Source organism: Amycolatopsis ponsaeliensis (assembly GCF_030182635.1).
Taxonomy (GTDB): Bacteria; Actinomycetota; Actinomycetes; order Mycobacteriales; family Pseudonocardiaceae; genus Amycolatopsis; species Amycolatopsis ponsaeliensis.
Genome location: NZ_JAPZLD010000098.1, coordinates 1 through 17,590 on the forward strand (window position 1 = coordinate 1; position 17,590 = coordinate 17,590).

Sequence of the window (17,590 nt, forward strand, 5' to 3'; positions counted from 1 at the left end):
GGGGGCGGCGGGGGCCGGGGGCCCGCCCCCCGCCGGGGGGGGCGCGCGCGGGGCTCTGCTCCCCCCCGCTCGCTCCCCCCACACGACCACCCCCCCCCCCCCCGGCCGCGGTAGACCACTCAGCCTTCGTCGACCACCTGGGCCAGGTACCGCTTCGCCGACCGCTGCACGACTTCGAAGCCGTCCTTGCGCACGATCGCGTCCCACCAAGCGCCGTAGATCGCCTCGAAGCGGTACCCTGCCAGCAGCTCGGCCGCGCGGCGGACGATGTGCGGGCGCTCCGGGACCAGATTCGGGTAGCTGTACATGAAGCCCACGTGCGTGCGGTCGGGGATCACCTGCACGATGTCGCCGGACAGCAGGGCGCCGTGGCCCTCTTCGCCGTCCGGCCAGTGCAGGACCGTGCCGCCGGTGAAGTGCACGCCGAGGTTGATCAGGCGCAGGTCGTCCGCGACGTCGAGGGTCGTGCCGGACCACAGCTTCACCGCCGGGTCGGGGCGGCCGATCCACTGCTGGTCGCCTTCGTGCAGGTAGATCGGCACGTCGAACGCGTGCGCCCACTCCACCATCGTCGTGTAGTAATGCGGGTGGCTGATCGCGATGCCGGTGATCCCGCCCAGGTCGCGGACCTGCTGGACGAGCGCGTCGTCGAGGTATGCCGCGCAGTCCCAGAGGAAGTTGCCGGACCGCGCCTGCACCAGCAGCGCGCGTTCGCCGATCGCGAAGCCGGGGTTCGAGCCGACGCCGATGATGCCGCGGCCCTGCTCTTCGATCCGCGGCGTGTACGTGCCGCTCTCGCGAAGCGAAGAAAGGTTCGTCCACCGCTGCCCGGACTGCGGGACGTATTGGCGTTCGTCCTCGCAGACCGGGCAGTCGTCACGGGCCACGGCGTATTGCATGCCGCAGGCCTGGCAAATCGGTTCGGTGCTCACGGCTGTTCCCTCCCAGAATGTGGATCCTGGGAGGACACGCTAGCCGCGTTTACTTGGTGTCGGCGTACGGAACCGCTTTCACGAGAGTGACCTTCTGGAGCTTGCCGTTGGGCAGCTCGTACTCGCGCGACTCGCCCTCCTTGGCGCCGAGCAGGGCCTTGCCCAGCGGCGACTCCGGGGAATACACGTCGAGCTCGCCTTCGGCGCCCTCTTCGCGGGTGGCGAGCAGGAACTTCTCGTCCTCGTCGTCGCCCTCGTAGCGGACGGTGAGGACCTTGCCGGGGCCGGCGGTGCCGTCGTTCGCGGGCGCTTCGCCGACCTTGGCCGAGCGCAGCAGCTCCTGCAGGTGCCGGATGCGCGCCTCGGCCTGGCCCTGTTCTTCACGGGCGGCGTGGTAGCCGCCGTTCTCCTTGAGGTCGCCCTCTTCGCGGCTGTCGTTGATGCGCGCGGCGATGACCGGACGATTCTCGATCATTTCGTCGAGCTCGTGCTTGAGCCGGTCGTAGGCATCCTGGGTCAGCCAGGTCACCTTGGTGTCGCTCACGGTCACCATCTCCTCGTCGGGCCTGCCAGGCTTGCGTGTTCAAGCCGGCCCACACGGGCCTAGGTGCCCGCGTGGCTGAGATAAAGGAAAAACACGGCCCGTCGCGGGCCGTGCTGAGGGGTCAGACTATCACGGCGCGACAGGTCAACGCCCGTTAATTCCGCGCGCCGTGGGCGTTGGGCGCGCGGTTCACCCCGTTGGCCGCTATGGGGTTGACAGGTAGTCTGGTATGTCGTACGAGCAGCCGTACACGTCGGCCGTCACCGGTTGCCCGATGCTCTTGATCGTCGTGGTCATCCTGCTGTACTTCGCGCCGGCGGGGATCAAGAGCTCTTTGCGGCCGCTCTCGGCGCCGGTCTTGTCGCGGACGCGCACGATGCAGACGCCCGCCCGGTCGTTGTCGTCCCGCGTCACGTTGATGGTGATTTCCATCGCGTTGCCCGGTTTGCCGCTGAAGGCGACGCGCTCGGCGTCGATCGGCGCGGACCCGAGGTTGACGTACGCGACCCACGCGATCACGCCGCTGACCAGCAGGGCGATGGCCAGGAATAGCCACCGGCGCCAGCGCCGGGGCGCCTTCGCCCGCGCGGTGCCGTACCGGCCTTCGGGCAGCACGGGCGCTGCCGTTTCCGCCGGTCCGCCTGCCAACGCGGGGCCTCCTGCTCGTTCTTGTCGTACCCGTGGGGACAATGGTGGGGCGGGTACGGCTTCGAGTATCCGCCCGCTGGGTGGGCGGCCCGCAGGTGGGTCGCGGAATACGGGTAGAGAAGGAGTCGTTCGCAGCATGGTGGACCAGCTGACGAAGACCGCCAAGCCGCGCCTGCGGATGATGGCCGTGCACGCACATCCGGACGACGAGTCGAGCAAGGGCGCCGCCACTATGGCGCGCTACGCCGCCGAAGGTCACGAGGTGCTCGTCGTCACGTGCACCGGTGGCGAGGCAGGCAGCATCCTCAACCCGGCCATGGACCGGCCCGAGGTGCTGGCGAACATGAGCGAGGTCCGCCGCGAGGAGATGGCCCGCGCGGCCAAGATCCTCGGGGTCAGCCAGCGCTGGCTGGGCTTCGTCGACTCCGGCCTGCCGGAGGGCGACCCGCTGCCGCCGGTGCCCGAGGGCTCGTTCGCGGTGGTGCCGCTCGAGGAGTCGACCGAGGCGCTGGTGCGCGTGATCCGCGAGTTCCGCCCGCACGTCATCACGACGTACGACGAGAACGGCGGCTACCCGCACCCCGACCACATCCGCACGCACGAGGTGTCGATGGCGGCGTGGGACGCGGCGCCGGACCCGAGCCGCTTCCCCGACGCGGGCGAGCCGTGGCAGCCGCTGAAGCTGTACTACATGCACGGCTTCTCGAAGGCCCGGATGGTGGCGTTCGACGCCGCGCTGAAGGAGGCCGGGCTCGAGTCGCCGTACACCGAGTGGCTCGAGAAGTGGGACCCCGACCGGGCCGATGTGATGGAGCGGGTGACGACCCGCGTCGAGTGCGGTGAATACTTCGAGGCGCGGGACGAGGCGCTGAAGGCGCACGCGACGCAGATCGACCCGAACAGCCGCTGGTTCTTCGTCCCGTTGGAGATCCAGCGCGAGACTTGGCCGACCGAGGAGTACGAGCTGGTCAAGTCGCAGGTCGACAGCACGTTGCCGGAGGACGACCTGTTCGCCGGCATCGGCATCGAGGAGAAGGTGAACACATGAGTCTGACGCTGCCGGCCGGCGTGGCGCTTCCGGTGACCGCGTCGGCCCTGGTCCTGACGCAGCAGCCGGGCAACGGCGACAACGGCGGGCAGGGGGAGGACTTCGGCAAGTCCTCCCCGGTCGGCTTCCTGGTGCTGATCCTGTTCCTCATCGCGGTGGCGTTCCTGGTCCGCTCGATGACGAAGCACCTGAAGCGCGTCCCGGCCAGCTTCGACGACCCGCCCGCCGAGGAACCCGCTGAGCAGGAGAAGGCGAAGGCCGCGGAGCCGGAGGTGGCCGAGAAGCCCGCTTCCTCGGACTCTTCGGCCGGCAAGACCGACAGCTAGAGCCGCGGGTCCACGGGGTCCGACTCCAGCGCGAGCACCGCGAACACGCACTCGTGCACCCGCCACAGCGGCTCGCCCCGCGCGACGCGCTCCAGGGCCTCCAGCCCCAGCGCGTACTCGCGTAGCGCCAGCATGCGCTTGCGGTTCAGCCCGCGCTTGCGCAGGCGCTCGAGGTTCTCCGGCAGCGTGTAGTCCGGCCCGTAGATGATCCGCAGGTACTCGCGCCCGCGGACCTTCACGCCCGGCTGGACCAGGCCGCGCGTGCCGCGGGTCAGGTTCGCCGACGGCTTGACGACCATGCCCTCGCCGCCCGACGCCGTCAGCTCCTCCCACCACGTGACCCCCTGGGCCACCGACGCGGCGTCCAGCAGGTCCACCGCGAGCGTCCGCGTCCGCTGGAAGCGCGGGCCCGCGAGCCCGTCCAGCACCGACAGGTGCCACGCGTGCGGCCGGTCGTGGTAGGTCGCCCCCTCCGACGCCAGCAGCTGGAACGGCGCCAGCCGCACGCCTTCCAGCCCCGACGTCGGCCAGCAGTAGCGCCGGTACGCCGAGCGGTAGGAATCCACTGTGGACGAGCGAATTGCCGTGCGCCGCAACAGGTCCGAGACGTCGATACCGCGCGCCGAAGCCGTCGTCAGGGCCGAGACCGCCGCCGGCAGCACCGCCTGGGCCGCCGCGCCGACCGACGCGTACTGGTCCGCGATCAGCCCGCCCGCCTTCGCGCTCCACGGCAGCAGCTCGGCGTCGAGCAGCAGCCAGTCCGACTTCAGCTCCTCGAACAACCCCGCGGCCGCCGACCGCACGTCGTCCAGGAGCAAGGCGTTCTGCCCGGCCGAGAAGAACGGCCGCCCGGTCCGCGTGTACACCGCGCCACCGCCGTCGAGGCCGAACCGCCGGGACCCCGCGCCGGCCCGGCACACGAGCACCACGGCCCGCGAGCCCATGTGCTTCTCCTCGCACAACACCGACTCGACGCCCGCCGCGCGGTACTCGGCGAACGCCTCCTCCGGGTGCTCCAGGTAGTCCTCCCGCGACGACGTCGAGCACGGCGCCATCGTCGGCGGCAGGTAGGCCAGCCATCGCGGGTCGACCGCGAACCGGCTCATCACCTCCAGCGCCGCCGCCGACTGCTCCGCCGAGACGCCGACGCGGCCGTGGTGCGCGGTCTGCACGATCCGCTTCCCGGTGACGTCGGTCAGCTCCAGCACCGCGGGCTCCCGCCCGGCCGGCGGCCGCGACGCGTCGAGCGGGCGCACAGGCTCGTACCAGACCTGGTGGGCCTTCACCGAGACGACTTCCCGCTCCGGGTAGCGCAGCGCTGTCAGCTTCCCGCCGAACACGCACCCCGTGTCGAGGCACATCGTGTTGTTGACCCACTCCGGCTCGAGCGTCGGCGTGTGCCCGTAGAGCACCATCGCCGACCCGCGGTAGTCGCGCGCCCACGGCAGCCGCACCGGCAGGCCGTACTCGTCGGTCTCGCCGGTCGTGTCGCCGTAGAGCGCCATGCTCCGCACCCGCCCGGACGCGCGCCCGTGGTAGCGCTCGGGCAGCCCCGCGTGCGCGACGACGAGGTTGCCGCCGTCGAGGACGTAGTGCGCGATCAGGCCGTCGCAGAACTCGTGCGCGCGCCGGCGGAACTCCTCCGTCTCGGCGTCGAGCTGCTCGAGCGACTCGGCGAGCCCGTGCGCGACGTTGACCTTCCGCCCGTGCAACGCGCGCACCAGCTTCTGCTCGTGGTTGCCGCACACGACCAGCGCGTCGCCGGCCGCGGCCATCCCCATCACGCGCCGCAGCACGCCCGGGGTGTCCGGGCCGCGGTCGACGAGGTCGCCGACGAACACCGCGGTCCGCCCGGCCGGGTGGACGCCGTCGACGTAGCCCAGTTCGGCCAGCAGTTCCTCGAGCTCGGCCGCGCAGCCGTGGACGTCGCCGATCACGTCGAACGGCCCGGTCAGCTCGCGCTTGTCGTTGCGCAGCGGCTCGAACACGATCTCCGCCTCGGCGACCTCGGCCTCGGACCGCAGGACGTGCACGCGCCGGAACCCCTCGCGCTCCAGCGACTTCAGCGACCGCTGCAGCTCGCCGCGCTGCCGCCGGACGACGTGGTCGCCGAAGTCGCGCTCGGGCCGCGAAGCGTTGCGCGCCACGCAGACGCCGAGCGGCAGGTCGAGCACGATCGCCGTCGGCAGCACGTCGTGTTCCTTCGCGAGCTTCACCAGGCTCGCCCGCGAAGCGCGCTGGACGTTCGTCGCGTCGATGACGGTCGTCCGCCCGGCCGCGAGCCGCTTCGCCGCGACGTAGTGCAGCGCGTCGAACGCCTCGGCCGACGCCGACTGGTCGTTTTCGTCGTCGGCGACGAGCCCGCGGAAGAAGTCGCCGGAGAGCACCTGCGTCGGTGCGAAGTGCGTGCGCGCGAACGTCGACTTGCCGGAGCCGGAAGCGCCGACGAGCACGACGAGCGACATGTCGGGAACGGTCAGCTTCACACGGCCACCTCCTTGCCACTCGTGAAGACCGCCAGCTGGGTCGGCGGTCCCGATACCTGGTCCACCGGTCCGATCGGCAGATACCGGACGTCGTAGCCGCGCCGGGTCGCGACGCCGTCCGCCCAGGCGCGGAACTCGGCTCGCGTCCATTCGAACCGGTGGTCGGCGTGCCGGAAATGCCCCATCGGCAGGAACTCGAACAGCCGGTTGTACTCCGCGTTGGGCGTCGTGACGAGCACCGTACGCGGCGCCGCGACCCCGAACACCGCGTGTTCCAGGGCCGGGAGCCGCTCCTCGTCGACGTGTTCGACGACCTCCATGAGCACGGCGGCGTCGTACCCGGCCAGCGCCGGATCGGCGTAGGTGAGCGCGGACTGCCGCAGCGTGACGCGGGAGCCGTCCTTGAGCCGCTTCTCCGCGATGTCGAGGGCGCCCGCGGAGACGTCGACGCCGACGATCTCGGTGAACGACGGCTCCTTTTCGAGGACGCGCAGCAGCGCGCCGCTCCCGCAGCCGAGGTCGAGCACGCGCCGCGCGCCCGCGGCCCGCAACGCGGCGAGCACGCTGCCGTGGCGCTGCGACGCGAGGCTCTCCGGCTTGTCCGGCAACTCGGTCACCAGCGCTTCGGCCTCCGCCGGGACGTCGTCCGCCTCGGCCAGCCGCGAAAGCGCGTAGTGCACGACCGGGCGGCGCCGGTCGAGGTAGCGGTTCGTGATGAGCGTCCGCTCGGGGTGCCCGGCGAGCCAGCCGTCCCCGGCGCGCAGCAGCTTGTCGGCCTCGTCCTGCCCGACCCAGTAGTGCTTGCCGCCGTCGAGCGCGGGCAGCAGGACGTAGAGGTGGCGCAGCGCGTCGGCGACGCGGTGCGTGCCGGTGAGCGTCAAGTCGACATAGCGGCTCTCGCCCCACTGCGGGAACTGCGGGTCGAGCGGGATCGGCGTGGTCGCGACGCGCCAGCCGAGCGGCTCGAACAGCTTGTGCACCACTTCGGCGCCACCTCGCGCGGACAGCGACGGCACGTGGATCTCCAGCTCGAAAAGCTCGTCGACGAGTTCCGGGCGCGTGGCGCAGCGGCCCGCGAGCGCCGTCGTGAACGCGCCCCGCAGCGCGACCGCGAGGTACGAGCCACCGGCGTACGGCCGGTCGTTGACGTACTGCGTCAGCGAAGTCCCGCCGCCGCGCACGAGCCCGATCGGGTCGATTTCGACGAACAACGCGACCGTGCAGCGATCTTCCGACGCCTCCGGGTAGAAAACGTGTGCCGTGCCGGCGGACAACGCGACCGACTGGGCTTTCTCCGGGTGCTTGTGCAGGAGAAAACCCAAGTCGGTAGCGGGGTTCCGGGTCGTCGAGATCGTCAGCAGCACCTGCCCAGTGTGGCCGAGAACCGTGGCCCGCGCCGGTGAATTTTGGCAAAAACGGACAGTTGACGATCCTTCGGACCTCGGGCACGATGACGACAGCACTGGGGGAGAAGGCCGGGGGGCCGATGTGACATTTCTCGAAGAAGTCGCTGCGCTGCTTGAGGAATTGGGGCTGGGGAACTACGAATCGAGCGGCGCCGGTGGCGACATCTTCCTGCTGGCCATGCCCGCCACCCCGGACGCCGCCCTCGTCCTGAGCCGGCTTCCCGGCGCGGAGTCCGACGCGCGGCTTCCCTACGACGAACCCGTGGTCCAGATCCGCGTGCGCGGCACCCCGAAGAACGCCGTCACGGCCGAGGCGAAGGCCCAGGCCGTCTACGACGCCGTGCACGGACTGGGAAACCGGCGGCTGCCCGGCAACACCTGGCTCGTCTCCAGCGTCGGCACGCAGGCCGGCCCGGTCTATGTAGGACGCGACGCCGGCGACCGCGACGAATGGTCCGTCGCGCTGCGGATGGAGCTGCACCGCCCCGTCGGCAACCGCGCCTGAACCTGCTTTTCCGCACCGCACAAGCAGTATCGAGGAGGGGAGCGTCGATGCCCACTGTCAAGATCAACGCCCGGGACATCATCATCCAGGTCGCCGAGACGAACGGCACCACCTGGACACCGATCGGGGGCCTCAACTCCGCCGTGCCCAACGCCGGCGAGAACGAAGAAGTCGTCGACACCACGACGTTCGACTCGGCCGGGAACTACGAGCAGGAGGTCATCCAGCGCGGCGCGACGCTCGCCCTGGAGGGCTTCCTGCTGAAGGACCCGGCCAACGGCGCGCAGGACCCGGGCCAGTCGCGCGTGGAAGCGCTGGCCACGCAGGTCGGGTTCGCCAGCGTCGGCAAGATCCGCTTCCGGCACCCGGTGGACACGCAGTGGAAGGTCTGGAACGCGACCTTCAGCCTCGGCGAGCACGGCGGCGGCAACAACGACAAGTACGCCTGGGTCGCCACGATCACCCGGTCCGGCCCGTCGACCACCGCGGCCGTCAGCGCGAGCCTCGCGGAGGACGGCGAATGACCGAGCCGACCGGTGTCTCCGACGACCAGCTCTCCGTCGACTACGACTTCGACGAGGCCTGGCGCGAACGCAAGGCGGCCCGCGTGGCGCCGCGCATCCGCATCCTCGGCAAGGTCTACACGCTGCCGCATTCCTTGCCCGCCAAGCTGATCCTGTTCGCGGTGTCCGCGAAGAAGAACGGCCGGGCGGCCACGGAGGAGGTCAACGCCGAAGAGGCGTTCGACATGCTTTCCGCGTTGCTCGGCGAGCAGAACCTGGTCGACATCCTCAACCGCGGCCTGGAGATCGACGACCTGCCCGACGTGCTCGGCACCTGCCAGCAGCTCTACCAGAACCGGCAGCAGAACCCGGGAAACGGTCAGGCCCCCGCGCCGAGCGTGACGGGGGCGACGGCGAACACGCCATCCGCCTGATCCTGCGCCACTGGCGGCTGCTCTACGCGGACTGGCGGCGCGAGTACGGCCGCGACCTGATGGCCGACCTCGACGACGGCCTGTCCTGGTGGGAGTTCGCCGCGCTCGTTTCCGGGCTGTCCCCGGAAAGCGTGTGGCGCCAGGTGACCAAGGACGAGCCGGTCGAGGTCGACGGGGAGACGGCCCGCTCGGTGATCGGCAACCTGTAGGGAGGGGGGTGTGCGATGGCGTTGACGATCGGTGACTTCACCGCGAACCTGAGCATCAACGACGAGCAGTTCAAGGCCGTGCTCGGCGAGATGCAGAAGAAGTTCGACGAAGCCAAGGCCACGATGCTCAAGGCCGCCGACGAATGGGGCGCGGGGGTTTCGCAGCGGCTGGGCGCGTCGCACGGCCCGATCGTCGGCACGGCCGCGAGCATCGGGCTGCAGGCCGCGACGGCGCTGGGCGGCGGGCTGCTGTCCATCCTCAGCGGACCTGTCATCGCGTTGCTCGGCCAAGGGATCCAAGCCGGTCTCAACGTGGCGCTGGGCTTCATCTCCGACAACTTCCAGCCGGCGCTGGCCGCGGTGTCCGGCTTCATCACCGGCACGGTGGTCCCGGCGTTCCAGAGCCTCGGCAACTGGATAGCCGCGAACAAGACACCCATCATGATCGTCGGCGGCACGCTCCTGACGTTCTTCTTGCCCGCGCTCATCCAAGTCGGGATCCAGGCCGCGATCGCCGCGGCCGGGATGGTCGTCTCGTTCGCCACGATGGCGGCCGGGGCGGTGGCCTCGGGGGCCACCGCCGTGGGGGCGTGGATAGCCATGTCCGCGCAGGCGACGTGGAGCGCCGCGAAGTCCGTGGCCGCGGGAGTCGCCGCGGCCTTCCAATGGGGCGTGATGGGCTGGGCCGCGCTCGCGTCCGCCGCCCAGACGGTTGCCGCCTGGGTGATGATGACCGTCGCGGGCGAGACGCAGACCGCGCAGTTCCTCGTGCAGGTGGCGACGAAGATCGCGGGCTGGGTGTCGATGGGCGTGGCCGCGCTGGCCGCCGCGGCGCAGGTCGTCGCGGGCTGGCTGATGATGGGTGTCCAGGCGGCCGTCGCGGTCGCCGAGTTCGTCGCGCAGGTCGCGGTGACGGTCGCCCAGTGGGTGCTGATGGGGTTGACCGCGCTGGCCACCGCCGCGCAGGTGGTCGGGGCCTGGATCATGATGGGCGTCGAATCGCTGATCGCCGGGGCCAAGATGGCCGCCGCGTGGCTGCTGGCGATGGGCCCGATCCCGATCATCATCGCCGCGGTCGTCGCGCTCGTGGCGTTGATCATCGCCAACTGGGACACGATCGTCGCGTGGACGAAGGCCGCGTTCCAGGCCATCTGGGACTTCCTCGTGATGGTGTGGAACGCGATCGTCGCGGCGATCCAGGTCGCGATCAACGGCGTCATCGCCGCGATCGGCTGGCTGGGCCGGCTGCCCGGGATGGTGATCGGCTGGTTCGGCTCGATCGTCAGCGGGGCCGTCGGGAAGCTCGGCGAGCTGCTGTCGTGGCTCGGCGGCCTGCCCGGGATGATCCTCGGCGCGCTCGGGAACCTGGGGAACCTCCTGCTCGACGTCGGCCGGTCGATCCTCGAGGGCCTGTGGAACGGCATCAAGAACGCGGCCACGTGGATCAAGGACAAGATCATCGGGCTGATCAAGGACATCATCCCCGGCCCGATCAAGTCGATCCTCGGCATCAACTCCCCGTCGAAGGTGGCCGCCGAGCTCGGCCGCTGGGTGCCGCTGGGGCTCGCGCAGGGCATCGAGCAGACCAGCACGGCGGTGTCCAGGGCGTCGACCGAGCTGGCCGGCCTGGTGACGAACCGGCTCGCCGACCTCGCGACCGTCCAGCCGCGGGCACTGGCCTTCGCCGGCGCCGGGTTCGCCGCGGACTCGCCGCGGCAGGACCGGGCCGTGGTGCACATCGAGAACTTCTACGCCACACCCAGCCAGACCCCGGCCGACATCGCGGGCGACCTGGACTGGATGTCCCGAGGGGGTGGCTGAGTGAGCGCGGGGGACCTGATCACCGACGACGGCCAGCTGGAGTGGCGGGGCACGCTGCTCGGCTCGGGCAGCCCGTTCCGGATGACCAAGCTCGACGGCTGGCTCGACCTGCCGGAGATGCGCGCCGACAACCCCGACCGGCCCGGCCGCCACGGCGGGTTCCAGGGCAACCAGCTGGCCGGTCAGCGCACGGTCACGTTGTCCTACCTGGTCAAGGGCGTGCCGGCGGCGGACTTCGGCGCGGTCGTCACGACCCTGCGGACGATCACCGCGCCGGCGGAGCGGCCGCTGGAAGAACCGCTCGTCGTGCGGCTCGACGGCGAGAGCTGGCTGGCGAACGCCCGGTGCGTCCGGCGGACGATCAACGTCGAGAAGTACTACGCGCTCGGGTACACCACCGGCGCGATCCAGTGGCAGGCCACGGATCCGCGGCTGTACTCGGTCGCGGAGCAGCGTGACGTCACCGCGCTGCCCTCGCCCCCGGCCGACGGCCTGGGGTTCCCGCTCGCCTTCCCGCTGGTGTTCGGCACGGGCAAGCAGGGCGGGCGGCTGCGTGCGGTCAACGCGGGCGGCGCGGCCAGCTGGCCGGTGTGGGAGATCCGCGGCCCGGTCACCGGCCCGGTGATCGCCAACCGGGACACCGGTGAACGGCTGGTGTTCGACGGCACCTTCACCATCCAAAACGGACAGACACTGACCATCGACACCGATGCCCGGACGGTGCTGCTCAACGGCGTCAACCAGAGCGACAAGCTGCTCACCCGCGGCTGGTTCCCGATCCCGGCGAACGGCGCGGTCCAGGTCGACTTCACCGCCGCGTCCTACGACCCGAACGCGTCGCTCACCGGCCGCTGGCGACACGCCATCATCTGATCCGAGGGGGAAACACCATGGCCGAGCGCAACTCGTGGGCCGTGTCCGACTCGCCGAACGGCGTCATCACTACCGAAGACGCGCGGCTGGCGTTGAGCGCGGCCCTGCAGTCCGGCCCGGGCCCGGTGCTGTCCCGCAACGGCATCCGGCCCACCGCCGGAAACCCCGGCCTGGTGGCCGCGGCGTCGCCGACACCGGACGGAACGGTGACCGTCCAGCCGTTCCAGATGTTCATGCGCGCGAGCCGCGGGGTCGGCAGCTACGTGCAGACCCTGGACGCGGTCAAGACGCTCGACCTGCTCAAGGACAACCCGGCGCACTCGTCCAACGGGCGGATCGACCTGATCGTCGCCCAGCAGACGGACAAGTTCTACGGCGACACGTCCAACGGCTTCGTGGTCAAGCAGATCGTCGGCGAACCGTCGTCGACGCCGGGAGAGCCGACCCCCGGCGGCGACTACATGCAGCTGGCACGGGTGCGCGTCCCGGCGGGGACCCGGACCATCACGACGGACCTGATCGAAGACCGCCGGCCCGGCTGGGTGGTCGGGCTCGGCGGGATCATGCCGAGCCGGGGGGTCGGCGAGCGCGACGCCGTCCACAGCTACAACGGGATCACCACCTACCGGCAGGACAAGCGCTGGCTGGAGATCAACGACGGCGAGAAGTGGCGCGTGCCGAGCATGCCGGTGTGCACCTCGCTCGCCGACGTCCGCGCGATGATCACCGACCCGCTGCCCGGCCAGCTGGTCTTCAGCACGCAGGACAACCTGGTCTACCGCTGGAACGGCGCGGACTGGATCGGCTCGGTCGCGACGGGCGGCGGCGCGGTCGGCACCACCCCGACGGCCACCCGGCACGAGGCCCGCTACGAAGTCCGCGGCAACGTGCAGACGTTCCCGGCGCAGGCGAACACCCGGAGCCGGTTCCCGACCATGGTCTACGGCTCGCCGGACGTCACGACCTCGGCGAGCAACGACGTGTTCACCCTCAACCGGGCCGGGATCTGGGCCATCACCGCCAGCTTCCGGACGACCGCTCCGCTGGGCTCCGGCGATTACCACACCTACATGGCGATCACCGACGGCGCCAACGTCGACATCCGGTACGCGAACACGATGTCGCGCTGGTTGCTCACCTCACCCGGCACGATGAGCTGCGCCACGACGAACTTCTTCAACGCCGGGGCCACGGTGAGCGTGATCTTCTGGACCGACAACGCGGGCCGGGTCCACGACGCGGGCTGGGCCAACGTCAACCACGTCTCGCTGACCTGGCTGAGGGCGTGAGATGGCGCAGGACCCGGTCCACACCTACCTGATCTCGGACCTGATGACGAACCGGACGCTGGCCGAGGTCCCGCTCACCGGCGTCAAGTACTCGAAGAAGCTCGGCGCTTCCGGTTCGCTGTCCGCGACGCTCAGCCTGGGTGACCAGCGGATCCGCGCGATCGACCCGTACGACCTGAGCACGCCGGGCCGCCGGGTCGTCTACGTGCTGCGCGACAGCCGCCCGGTGTGGGGCGGGCTGGTGTGGACGCGGAAGTTCGACTCCGGCTCCCAGCAGATCTCCCTGGGGTGCGGGGACTTCTGGTCGTACTTCGAACACCGCAAGGTGCTGCCGGTGCTCCCCGCGGCCGCGTTCACCGACCCGCACTTCGTGGCGAAGCAGAAGGTCGAGTGGAAGAACACCGACCAGAACGCGATCGCCCGCAACCTGGTCGAGCTGGCGCAGTCGCACCCCGGCGGGAACATCGGCGTCACGTTCCCCGACCGGGACCTCTCCGGCATCCGGCTCGACCGGACGTACTTCGGCTACCAGAACGTCAGCGTCGGCGACGCGCTGCGCAAGCTTTCCCAGCTCTACGACGGCCCGGACGTGCTGTTCGACGTCGGCCCGCCCGATCGCAACGGCCGCCCGACGCGGCTCATGCGGCTCGGCACGCCGAGGCTCGGGCAGCAGGGCTCCGCGCACGTCTGGGAGTACGGCGGGAACCTGCTCGGCTACGGCTGGCCGTCGGACGGCACCCGGATGGCCACCCGGACGTTCGCGTCCGGCGACGGGATCGAGAGCGGCATGCTCGTCGCCGTCGCCGAGGATCGCGGCCGGTACCCCGACGGCTGGCCGATGCTGGAGACCGAGTACGGCTACAGTTCGGTCACCGACCCGGGGCAGCTGGCCTCGCACGCGCTGTCGGACCAGGCGGTGAGCAGGCTGCCCGTCGTGCTGCCGACGCTGACCGTCCACGGTGGACTCCCGCCGACCGTCGCCGAGATCGGGATGGGCGACGACGCGCGCGTGATCATCAAGGACGACTTCCACGCGAGCGGGATCGACACGCTGATGCGGATCGTCGCGCTCGACGTCACGGTCGGCGACGACGGGCGCGAGGGCGTGGCGCTGACCATGAACCCCCTGTTGGAGGACGCGGCCTGATGGCACAGATCAACCAGCCGTCCAACATCGTCGACCAGGTGGTCGCCTTGCGCCGGGAGGTCGACGAGCTGCGCAAGCGCGTCGGCATCGGGAACGCGACGATCTCCGGCGGCACGTTCACGGTGCAGGACAACGGCGTGATCCGGATGGTCGACCCGGACGGGCACCTCATCCTCTACTTCGGGCCGGGCAGCGACGGCAAGCAGATCATCCGGATCCGCCGTGACGGCGGCTCGGACGTGATGTACACGTACACGACCGACAGCGGGCGGCAGTTCTGGGCGCTGACCGACGGCAGCAGCGACATCGTCGCCTCCGACGACGCCGCGTCCGGCACCGGCCTGGCGCGGCCGTGGATCCCGGTGTCGTTCGAGAAGGTGCGGTTCGCCGACTGGCCGAAGATCACCAACGCCTCCTTCGAAACGGTGTGGGAGGCCAACTTCCAGAAGACGCACCCGTTCGTCCAGCTGTTCACCGTCGAAGGGTGCGAAGGCGGGACCAACGGCGAGGGCCAGATCGTGATCACCGACGCCGCCGGGCAGGCCACCGTCGCCGAGTCGTGGTCGATGGGGCCCGGCCTCGGCCGCAACCGGCGGGGCCCGTACGCCCTGCCCGGGCGGCCCTACGCCGGTGAGGTGCGGGTCGCGGTGAACTACCGCCGGACGTCCGGCACCGGCAGCGTCGTGGGCGTCGCGATGGACGCCACCCAGCGCCAGACGTGAGCCCGGACCTACGCTGGGAGGCATGAACCGTCTCGCCAGTGCGACCAGCCCGTACCTGCTCCAGCACGCGGACAACCCGGTCGAGTGGTGGCAGTGGGGGGCCGACGCGCTCGCCGAGGCGCGGCGGCGGAACGTGCCGATCCTGCTTTCCGTGGGCTATGCGGCGTGCCACTGGTGTCACGTCATGGCGCACGAGTCGTTCGAAGACACCGAGACCGCGGCGGTGATGAACGAGCACTTCGTCAACATCAAGGTGGACCGCGAGGAGCGGCCCGACATCGACGCCGTGTACATGGCCGCCACACAGGCGATGACCGGGCAGGGCGGCTGGCCGATGACGTGCTTCCTGACCCCGGACGGCGAGCCGTTCCACTGCGGCACCTACTACCCGCCGTCGCCGCGGCCGGGGATGCCGTCGTTCCGGCAGCTGCTCGCGGCGGTCGCCGAGGCGTGGCAGGAGCGGCCGGACGAACTGCTCGACGGCGCGAAGCAGATCGTCGCGCACATCGCCGAGCAGACCGGACCGCTGCAGGAGTCCGTTGTGGACGAAGCCGTGCTCGCCGGAGCGGTCGGGAAACTGCTGCAGGAGGCGGATCACGTCAACGGCGGGTTCGGCCGCGCACCGAAGTTCCCGCCGTCGATGGTGCTGGAGTTCCTGCTGCGCCACCACGAGCGGACGGGCTCGGCCGACGCACTGTCCCTGGTGGAGTCGACCGCCGAGGCGATGGCCCGGGGCGGTCTGTACGACCAGCTCGCCGGCGGCTTCGCGCGGTACTCCGTGGACGCTTCGTGGATCGTGCCCCACTTCGAGAAGATGTTGTACGACAACGCTTTGCTCCTGCGTTTCTACGCCCACCTGTGGCGGCGCACCGGCTCGGCGACGGCGTTGCGCGTCGCTTCCGGGACCGCGGAGTTCCTTTTCGAGTATCTGCGGACGGCTGAGGGTGGTTTTGCCTCGTCGCTGGACGCGGACACCGACGGCGTCGAAGGTCTGACGTACGTCTGGACGCCGTCGCAGCTGCGTGAGGTCGTCGGTGACGATTCCGCGGCTGCGCTGTTCGGCGTGACCGAGGAGGGGACGTTCGAAGAGGGCGCGTCGACGTTGCGCTTGTTCGGTGACCTGCCGGAATCTCTCCGCGTCCAGCTGCTCGAAGCGCGCGCGAAGCGGCCGCAGCCGGGGCGGGACGACAAGGTGATCGCGTCCTGGAACGGCCTGGCGATCACGGCGCTGGCCGAGGCGGGCGTTGCCTTGGATCGTCCACAGTGGATCGAATGGGCGGTGGGTGCGGCCGAGTTGCTGCTTCGCGTGCACGTCGTCGACGGCCGGTTGCGGCGCAGTTCGCGCGACGGCGTCGTCGGGGAGTCGGCCGGGGTGCTGGAGGACTACGCCTGCGTCGCCGACGGGTTCCTGGCCCTGCACCAGGCGACCGGCTCGGCGAAGTGGCTCACCGAAGCGACCCGGCTGCTCGACCTGGCGCTGGCGCACTTCGCGTCCCCGGACGTCCCGGGCGCGTACTTCGACACCGCCGACGACGCGGAGACGCTGGTCCAGCGTCCGGCCGACCCGGGCGACAACGCGAGCCCGGCGGGGGCGTCCGCGCTGGCCGGGGCGCTGCTGACGGCGTCGGCGCTGGCCGGGCACGCGGATTCGGCGCGCTACCGCGAGGCCGCCGAGCAGGCGCTGCGGCGCGTCGGGGTGCTGGCCGGGCGGGTGCCGCGGTTCGCCGGGCACTGGCTGTCGGTGGCGGAGGCGCTGCAGGCCGGCCCGGTGCAGGTGGCGGTGGTCGGCGCGGACCCGGCGTTGCGCCTGGCGGCGGCGCGGGGCGTGCACGGCGGCGGCATCGTGCTGGCCGGCGAGCCGGACGCGCCGGGCGTCCCGCTGCTGGCGGACCGGCCGCTGGTGGAAGGGTCGCCGGCGGCTTACGTCTGCCGGGGGTACGTCTGCGACCGGCCGGTGACGACTCCCGAGGCGTTGACCGCCCAGCTCTGATCGCCCTGGGTGAACGCGGTGCTCTTCCGGGTGTATTCGGCGTAGCGTCAGTAGCGTTGTAATCATGTAATCGCGGAGGTGGAGTCATGGCGCGAGGCTGGAAGGGCAGCGGGGGCTGGAAGGGCGGCGGGGGCTGGCAGCAGGCGGAAGTGCCCCCGGCGGGCGACGCGGCGGCCTGGTTCGGCGGGCGCCTGCCCGAGGGCTGGTTCACCGGAGCCCCGGAACTGACGGTCGACCGCGAAGAGATCATCGTGGTGGGCGAGCTGCCGGCATTGACGGAGGAGTACGCGGACGACGCGGCCCGCGCGGCGGCCGAGGAGGGCCGCATCAGCCGCTACCGCGAGGAGACGCGCGACGAGCGCATCGAGATCGCGCGCCAGGCAGAGCACCGCTACCAGCGCAAAGTGGCGTGGGGCGCGCGCCTGGGCGGAACGACGGCGCTGTTCACGACGCATTCGGCCCCGGTGATGACCCGGCTGCGCCAGCCGGAGCGGCTGGTGCTGGACACGCTGGTGGACGCGGGAGTGGCCCGGTCCCGCTCGGACGCGCTGGCGTGGGCGGTCCGGCTGGTGGGCGAGCACGCGGACAGCTGGCTGGGAGAGCTGCGCGAAGCGATGACCAAGGTCGACGACCTGCGCTCGAAGGGCCCCGACCTGGCCTGAACGTCGTGAGTGGGAAACAGGGTTAGAACCCTGTTTCCCACTCAC

18 protein-coding genes are annotated in these 17,590 nt (G+C 70.9%); 13 read left to right on the top strand and 5 right to left on the bottom strand.

Going from position 1 to position 17,590, the window contains the following annotated elements:
* Positions 1–119: 119 nt before the first annotated feature.
* From QQ657_RS55685 to QQ657_RS55695, 3 genes are all read right to left on the bottom strand, one after another.
* The gene (locus QQ657_RS55685; protein ID WP_284750599.1) at positions 120–932 is read right to left on the bottom strand and encodes an MBL fold metallo-hydrolase; all 813 of its coding nucleotides are present in this window, start codon (positions 930–932) and stop codon (positions 120–122) included.
* A 49-nt stretch (positions 933–981) separates the two neighbouring features.
* Positions 982–1,485 (bottom strand): transcription elongation factor GreA, encoded by a 504-nt coding sequence (gene greA, locus QQ657_RS55690; RefSeq protein ID WP_020641255.1) that lies wholly within the window; start codon positions 1,483–1,485, stop codon positions 982–984.
* A 195-nt stretch (positions 1,486–1,680) separates the two neighbouring features.
* On the bottom strand, positions 1,681–2,124 hold the full coding sequence (locus QQ657_RS55695; protein WP_284750600.1) for a DUF4307 domain-containing protein: 444 nt from the start codon (positions 2,122–2,124) through the stop codon (positions 1,681–1,683).
* 136 nt (positions 2,125–2,260) lie between these two features.
* Between QQ657_RS55695 and mca the strand changes: the two genes are divergently transcribed.
* Together mca and QQ657_RS55705 are read left to right on the top strand one after the other, a co-directional pair.
* Complete coding sequence (gene mca, locus QQ657_RS55700) at positions 2,261–3,172, top strand: mycothiol conjugate amidase Mca (RefSeq protein ID WP_284750601.1); 912 nt, start codon at positions 2,261–2,263, stop codon at positions 3,170–3,172.
* The gene (locus QQ657_RS55705) at positions 3,169–3,498 is read left to right on the top strand and encodes a hypothetical protein (RefSeq protein ID WP_284750602.1); all 330 of its coding nucleotides are present in this window, start codon (positions 3,169–3,171) and stop codon (positions 3,496–3,498) included. Before mca ends, QQ657_RS55705 begins: the two co-directional genes overlap by 4 nt.
* Here the strand turns inward: QQ657_RS55705 and QQ657_RS55710 are convergent.
* Positions 3,495–5,984 (bottom strand): polynucleotide kinase-phosphatase, encoded by a 2,490-nt coding sequence (locus QQ657_RS55710; protein WP_284750603.1) that lies wholly within the window; start codon positions 5,982–5,984, stop codon positions 3,495–3,497. The two genes, QQ657_RS55705 and QQ657_RS55710, sit on opposite strands and share 4 nt — an antisense overlap.
* Positions 5,981–7,348 carry a 3' terminal RNA ribose 2'-O-methyltransferase Hen1 gene (locus QQ657_RS55715; protein ID WP_284750604.1) on the bottom strand — a complete coding sequence of 456 codons (1,368 nt, stop codon included), beginning with the start codon at positions 7,346–7,348 and terminating at the stop codon, positions 5,981–5,983. The genes QQ657_RS55710 and QQ657_RS55715 overlap by 4 nt, the downstream gene beginning before the upstream one ends.
* A 124-nt stretch (positions 7,349–7,472) precedes the next feature.
* On the opposite strand from QQ657_RS55715, the gene QQ657_RS55720 reads away from it, so the two are divergent.
* The 11 genes from QQ657_RS55720 to abmR all read left to right on the top strand — a co-directional run bounded on the left by QQ657_RS55720 (position 7,473) and on the right by abmR (position 17,545).
* Positions 7,473–7,895, top strand: a complete 423-nt coding sequence (locus tag QQ657_RS55720) for a minor capsid protein (RefSeq protein WP_284750605.1) — start codon at positions 7,473–7,475, stop codon at positions 7,893–7,895.
* 47 nt (positions 7,896–7,942) lie between these two features.
* The gene (locus QQ657_RS55725) at positions 7,943–8,419 is read left to right on the top strand and encodes a phage tail tube protein (protein WP_284750606.1); all 477 of its coding nucleotides are present in this window, start codon (positions 7,943–7,945) and stop codon (positions 8,417–8,419) included.
* Positions 8,416–8,832, top strand: a complete 417-nt coding sequence (locus tag QQ657_RS55730) for a hypothetical protein (protein ID WP_284750607.1) — start codon at positions 8,416–8,418, stop codon at positions 8,830–8,832. The genes QQ657_RS55725 and QQ657_RS55730 overlap by 4 nt, the downstream gene beginning before the upstream one ends.
* Before the next feature lie 59 nt (positions 8,833–8,891).
* Positions 8,892–9,041 carry a hypothetical protein gene (locus QQ657_RS55735; RefSeq protein WP_284750608.1) on the top strand — a complete coding sequence of 50 codons (150 nt, stop codon included), beginning with the start codon at positions 8,892–8,894 and terminating at the stop codon, positions 9,039–9,041.
* Positions 9,042–9,056: 15 nt separating this feature from the next.
* Positions 9,057–10,862: a phage tail protein gene (locus tag QQ657_RS55740; RefSeq protein ID WP_284750609.1), complete on the top strand. Its 1,806-nt coding sequence runs from the start codon at positions 9,057–9,059 to the stop codon at positions 10,860–10,862.
* A complete protein-coding gene (locus QQ657_RS55745) occupies positions 10,863–11,735 on the top strand; it encodes a phage distal tail protein (protein WP_284750610.1) in 873 nt (290 codons plus the stop codon).
* A gap of 17 nt (positions 11,736–11,752) precedes the next feature.
* The gene (locus QQ657_RS55750; protein WP_284750611.1) at positions 11,753–13,024 is read left to right on the top strand and encodes a hypothetical protein; all 1,272 of its coding nucleotides are present in this window, start codon (positions 11,753–11,755) and stop codon (positions 13,022–13,024) included.
* A gap of 1 nt (position 13,025) precedes the next feature.
* A complete protein-coding gene (locus QQ657_RS55755) occupies positions 13,026–14,171 on the top strand; it encodes a hypothetical protein (protein WP_284750612.1) in 1,146 nt (381 codons plus the stop codon).
* Positions 14,171–14,893 carry a hypothetical protein gene (locus QQ657_RS55760; protein WP_284750613.1) on the top strand — a complete coding sequence of 241 codons (723 nt, stop codon included), beginning with the start codon at positions 14,171–14,173 and terminating at the stop codon, positions 14,891–14,893. Before QQ657_RS55755 ends, QQ657_RS55760 begins: the two co-directional genes overlap by 1 nt.
* 22 nt (positions 14,894–14,915) lie before the next feature.
* Complete coding sequence (locus QQ657_RS55765; RefSeq protein ID WP_284750614.1) at positions 14,916–16,883, top strand: thioredoxin domain-containing protein; 1,968 nt, start codon at positions 14,916–14,918, stop codon at positions 16,881–16,883.
* Between the two features lie 86 nt (positions 16,884–16,969).
* Entirely contained in the window at positions 16,970–17,545 is a 576-nt protein-coding gene (abmR, locus tag QQ657_RS55770) for an ATP-binding transcription factor AbmR (RefSeq protein ID WP_284750615.1), read from the top strand.
* Positions 17,546–17,590 lie beyond the last annotated feature (45 nt).

Coding starts and splice junctions, on each gene's coding strand:
- greA (WP_020641255.1), bottom strand. CDS start 1,485: ATGGTGACCGTGAGCGACACCAAGGTGACCTGGCTGACCCAGGATGCC.
- mca (WP_284750601.1), top strand. CDS start 2,261: ATGGTGGACCAGCTGACGAAGACCGCCAAGCCGCGCCTGCGGATGATG.
- QQ657_RS55705 (WP_284750602.1), top strand. CDS start 3,169: ATGAGTCTGACGCTGCCGGCCGGCGTGGCGCTTCCGGTGACCGCGTCG.
- QQ657_RS55725 (WP_284750606.1), top strand. CDS start 7,943: ATGCCCACTGTCAAGATCAACGCCCGGGACATCATCATCCAGGTCGCC.
- QQ657_RS55730 (WP_284750607.1), top strand. CDS start 8,416: ATGACCGAGCCGACCGGTGTCTCCGACGACCAGCTCTCCGTCGACTAC.
- QQ657_RS55735 (WP_284750608.1), top strand. CDS start 8,892: ATGGCCGACCTCGACGACGGCCTGTCCTGGTGGGAGTTCGCCGCGCTC.
- QQ657_RS55740 (WP_284750609.1), top strand. CDS start 9,057: ATGGCGTTGACGATCGGTGACTTCACCGCGAACCTGAGCATCAACGAC.
- QQ657_RS55750 (WP_284750611.1), top strand. CDS start 11,753: ATGGCCGAGCGCAACTCGTGGGCCGTGTCCGACTCGCCGAACGGCGTC.
- QQ657_RS55755 (WP_284750612.1), top strand. CDS start 13,026: ATGGCGCAGGACCCGGTCCACACCTACCTGATCTCGGACCTGATGACG.
- QQ657_RS55760 (WP_284750613.1), top strand. CDS start 14,171: ATGGCACAGATCAACCAGCCGTCCAACATCGTCGACCAGGTGGTCGCC.
- QQ657_RS55765 (WP_284750614.1), top strand. CDS start 14,916: ATGAACCGTCTCGCCAGTGCGACCAGCCCGTACCTGCTCCAGCACGCG.
- abmR (WP_284750615.1), top strand. CDS start 16,970: ATGGCGCGAGGCTGGAAGGGCAGCGGGGGCTGGAAGGGCGGCGGGGGC.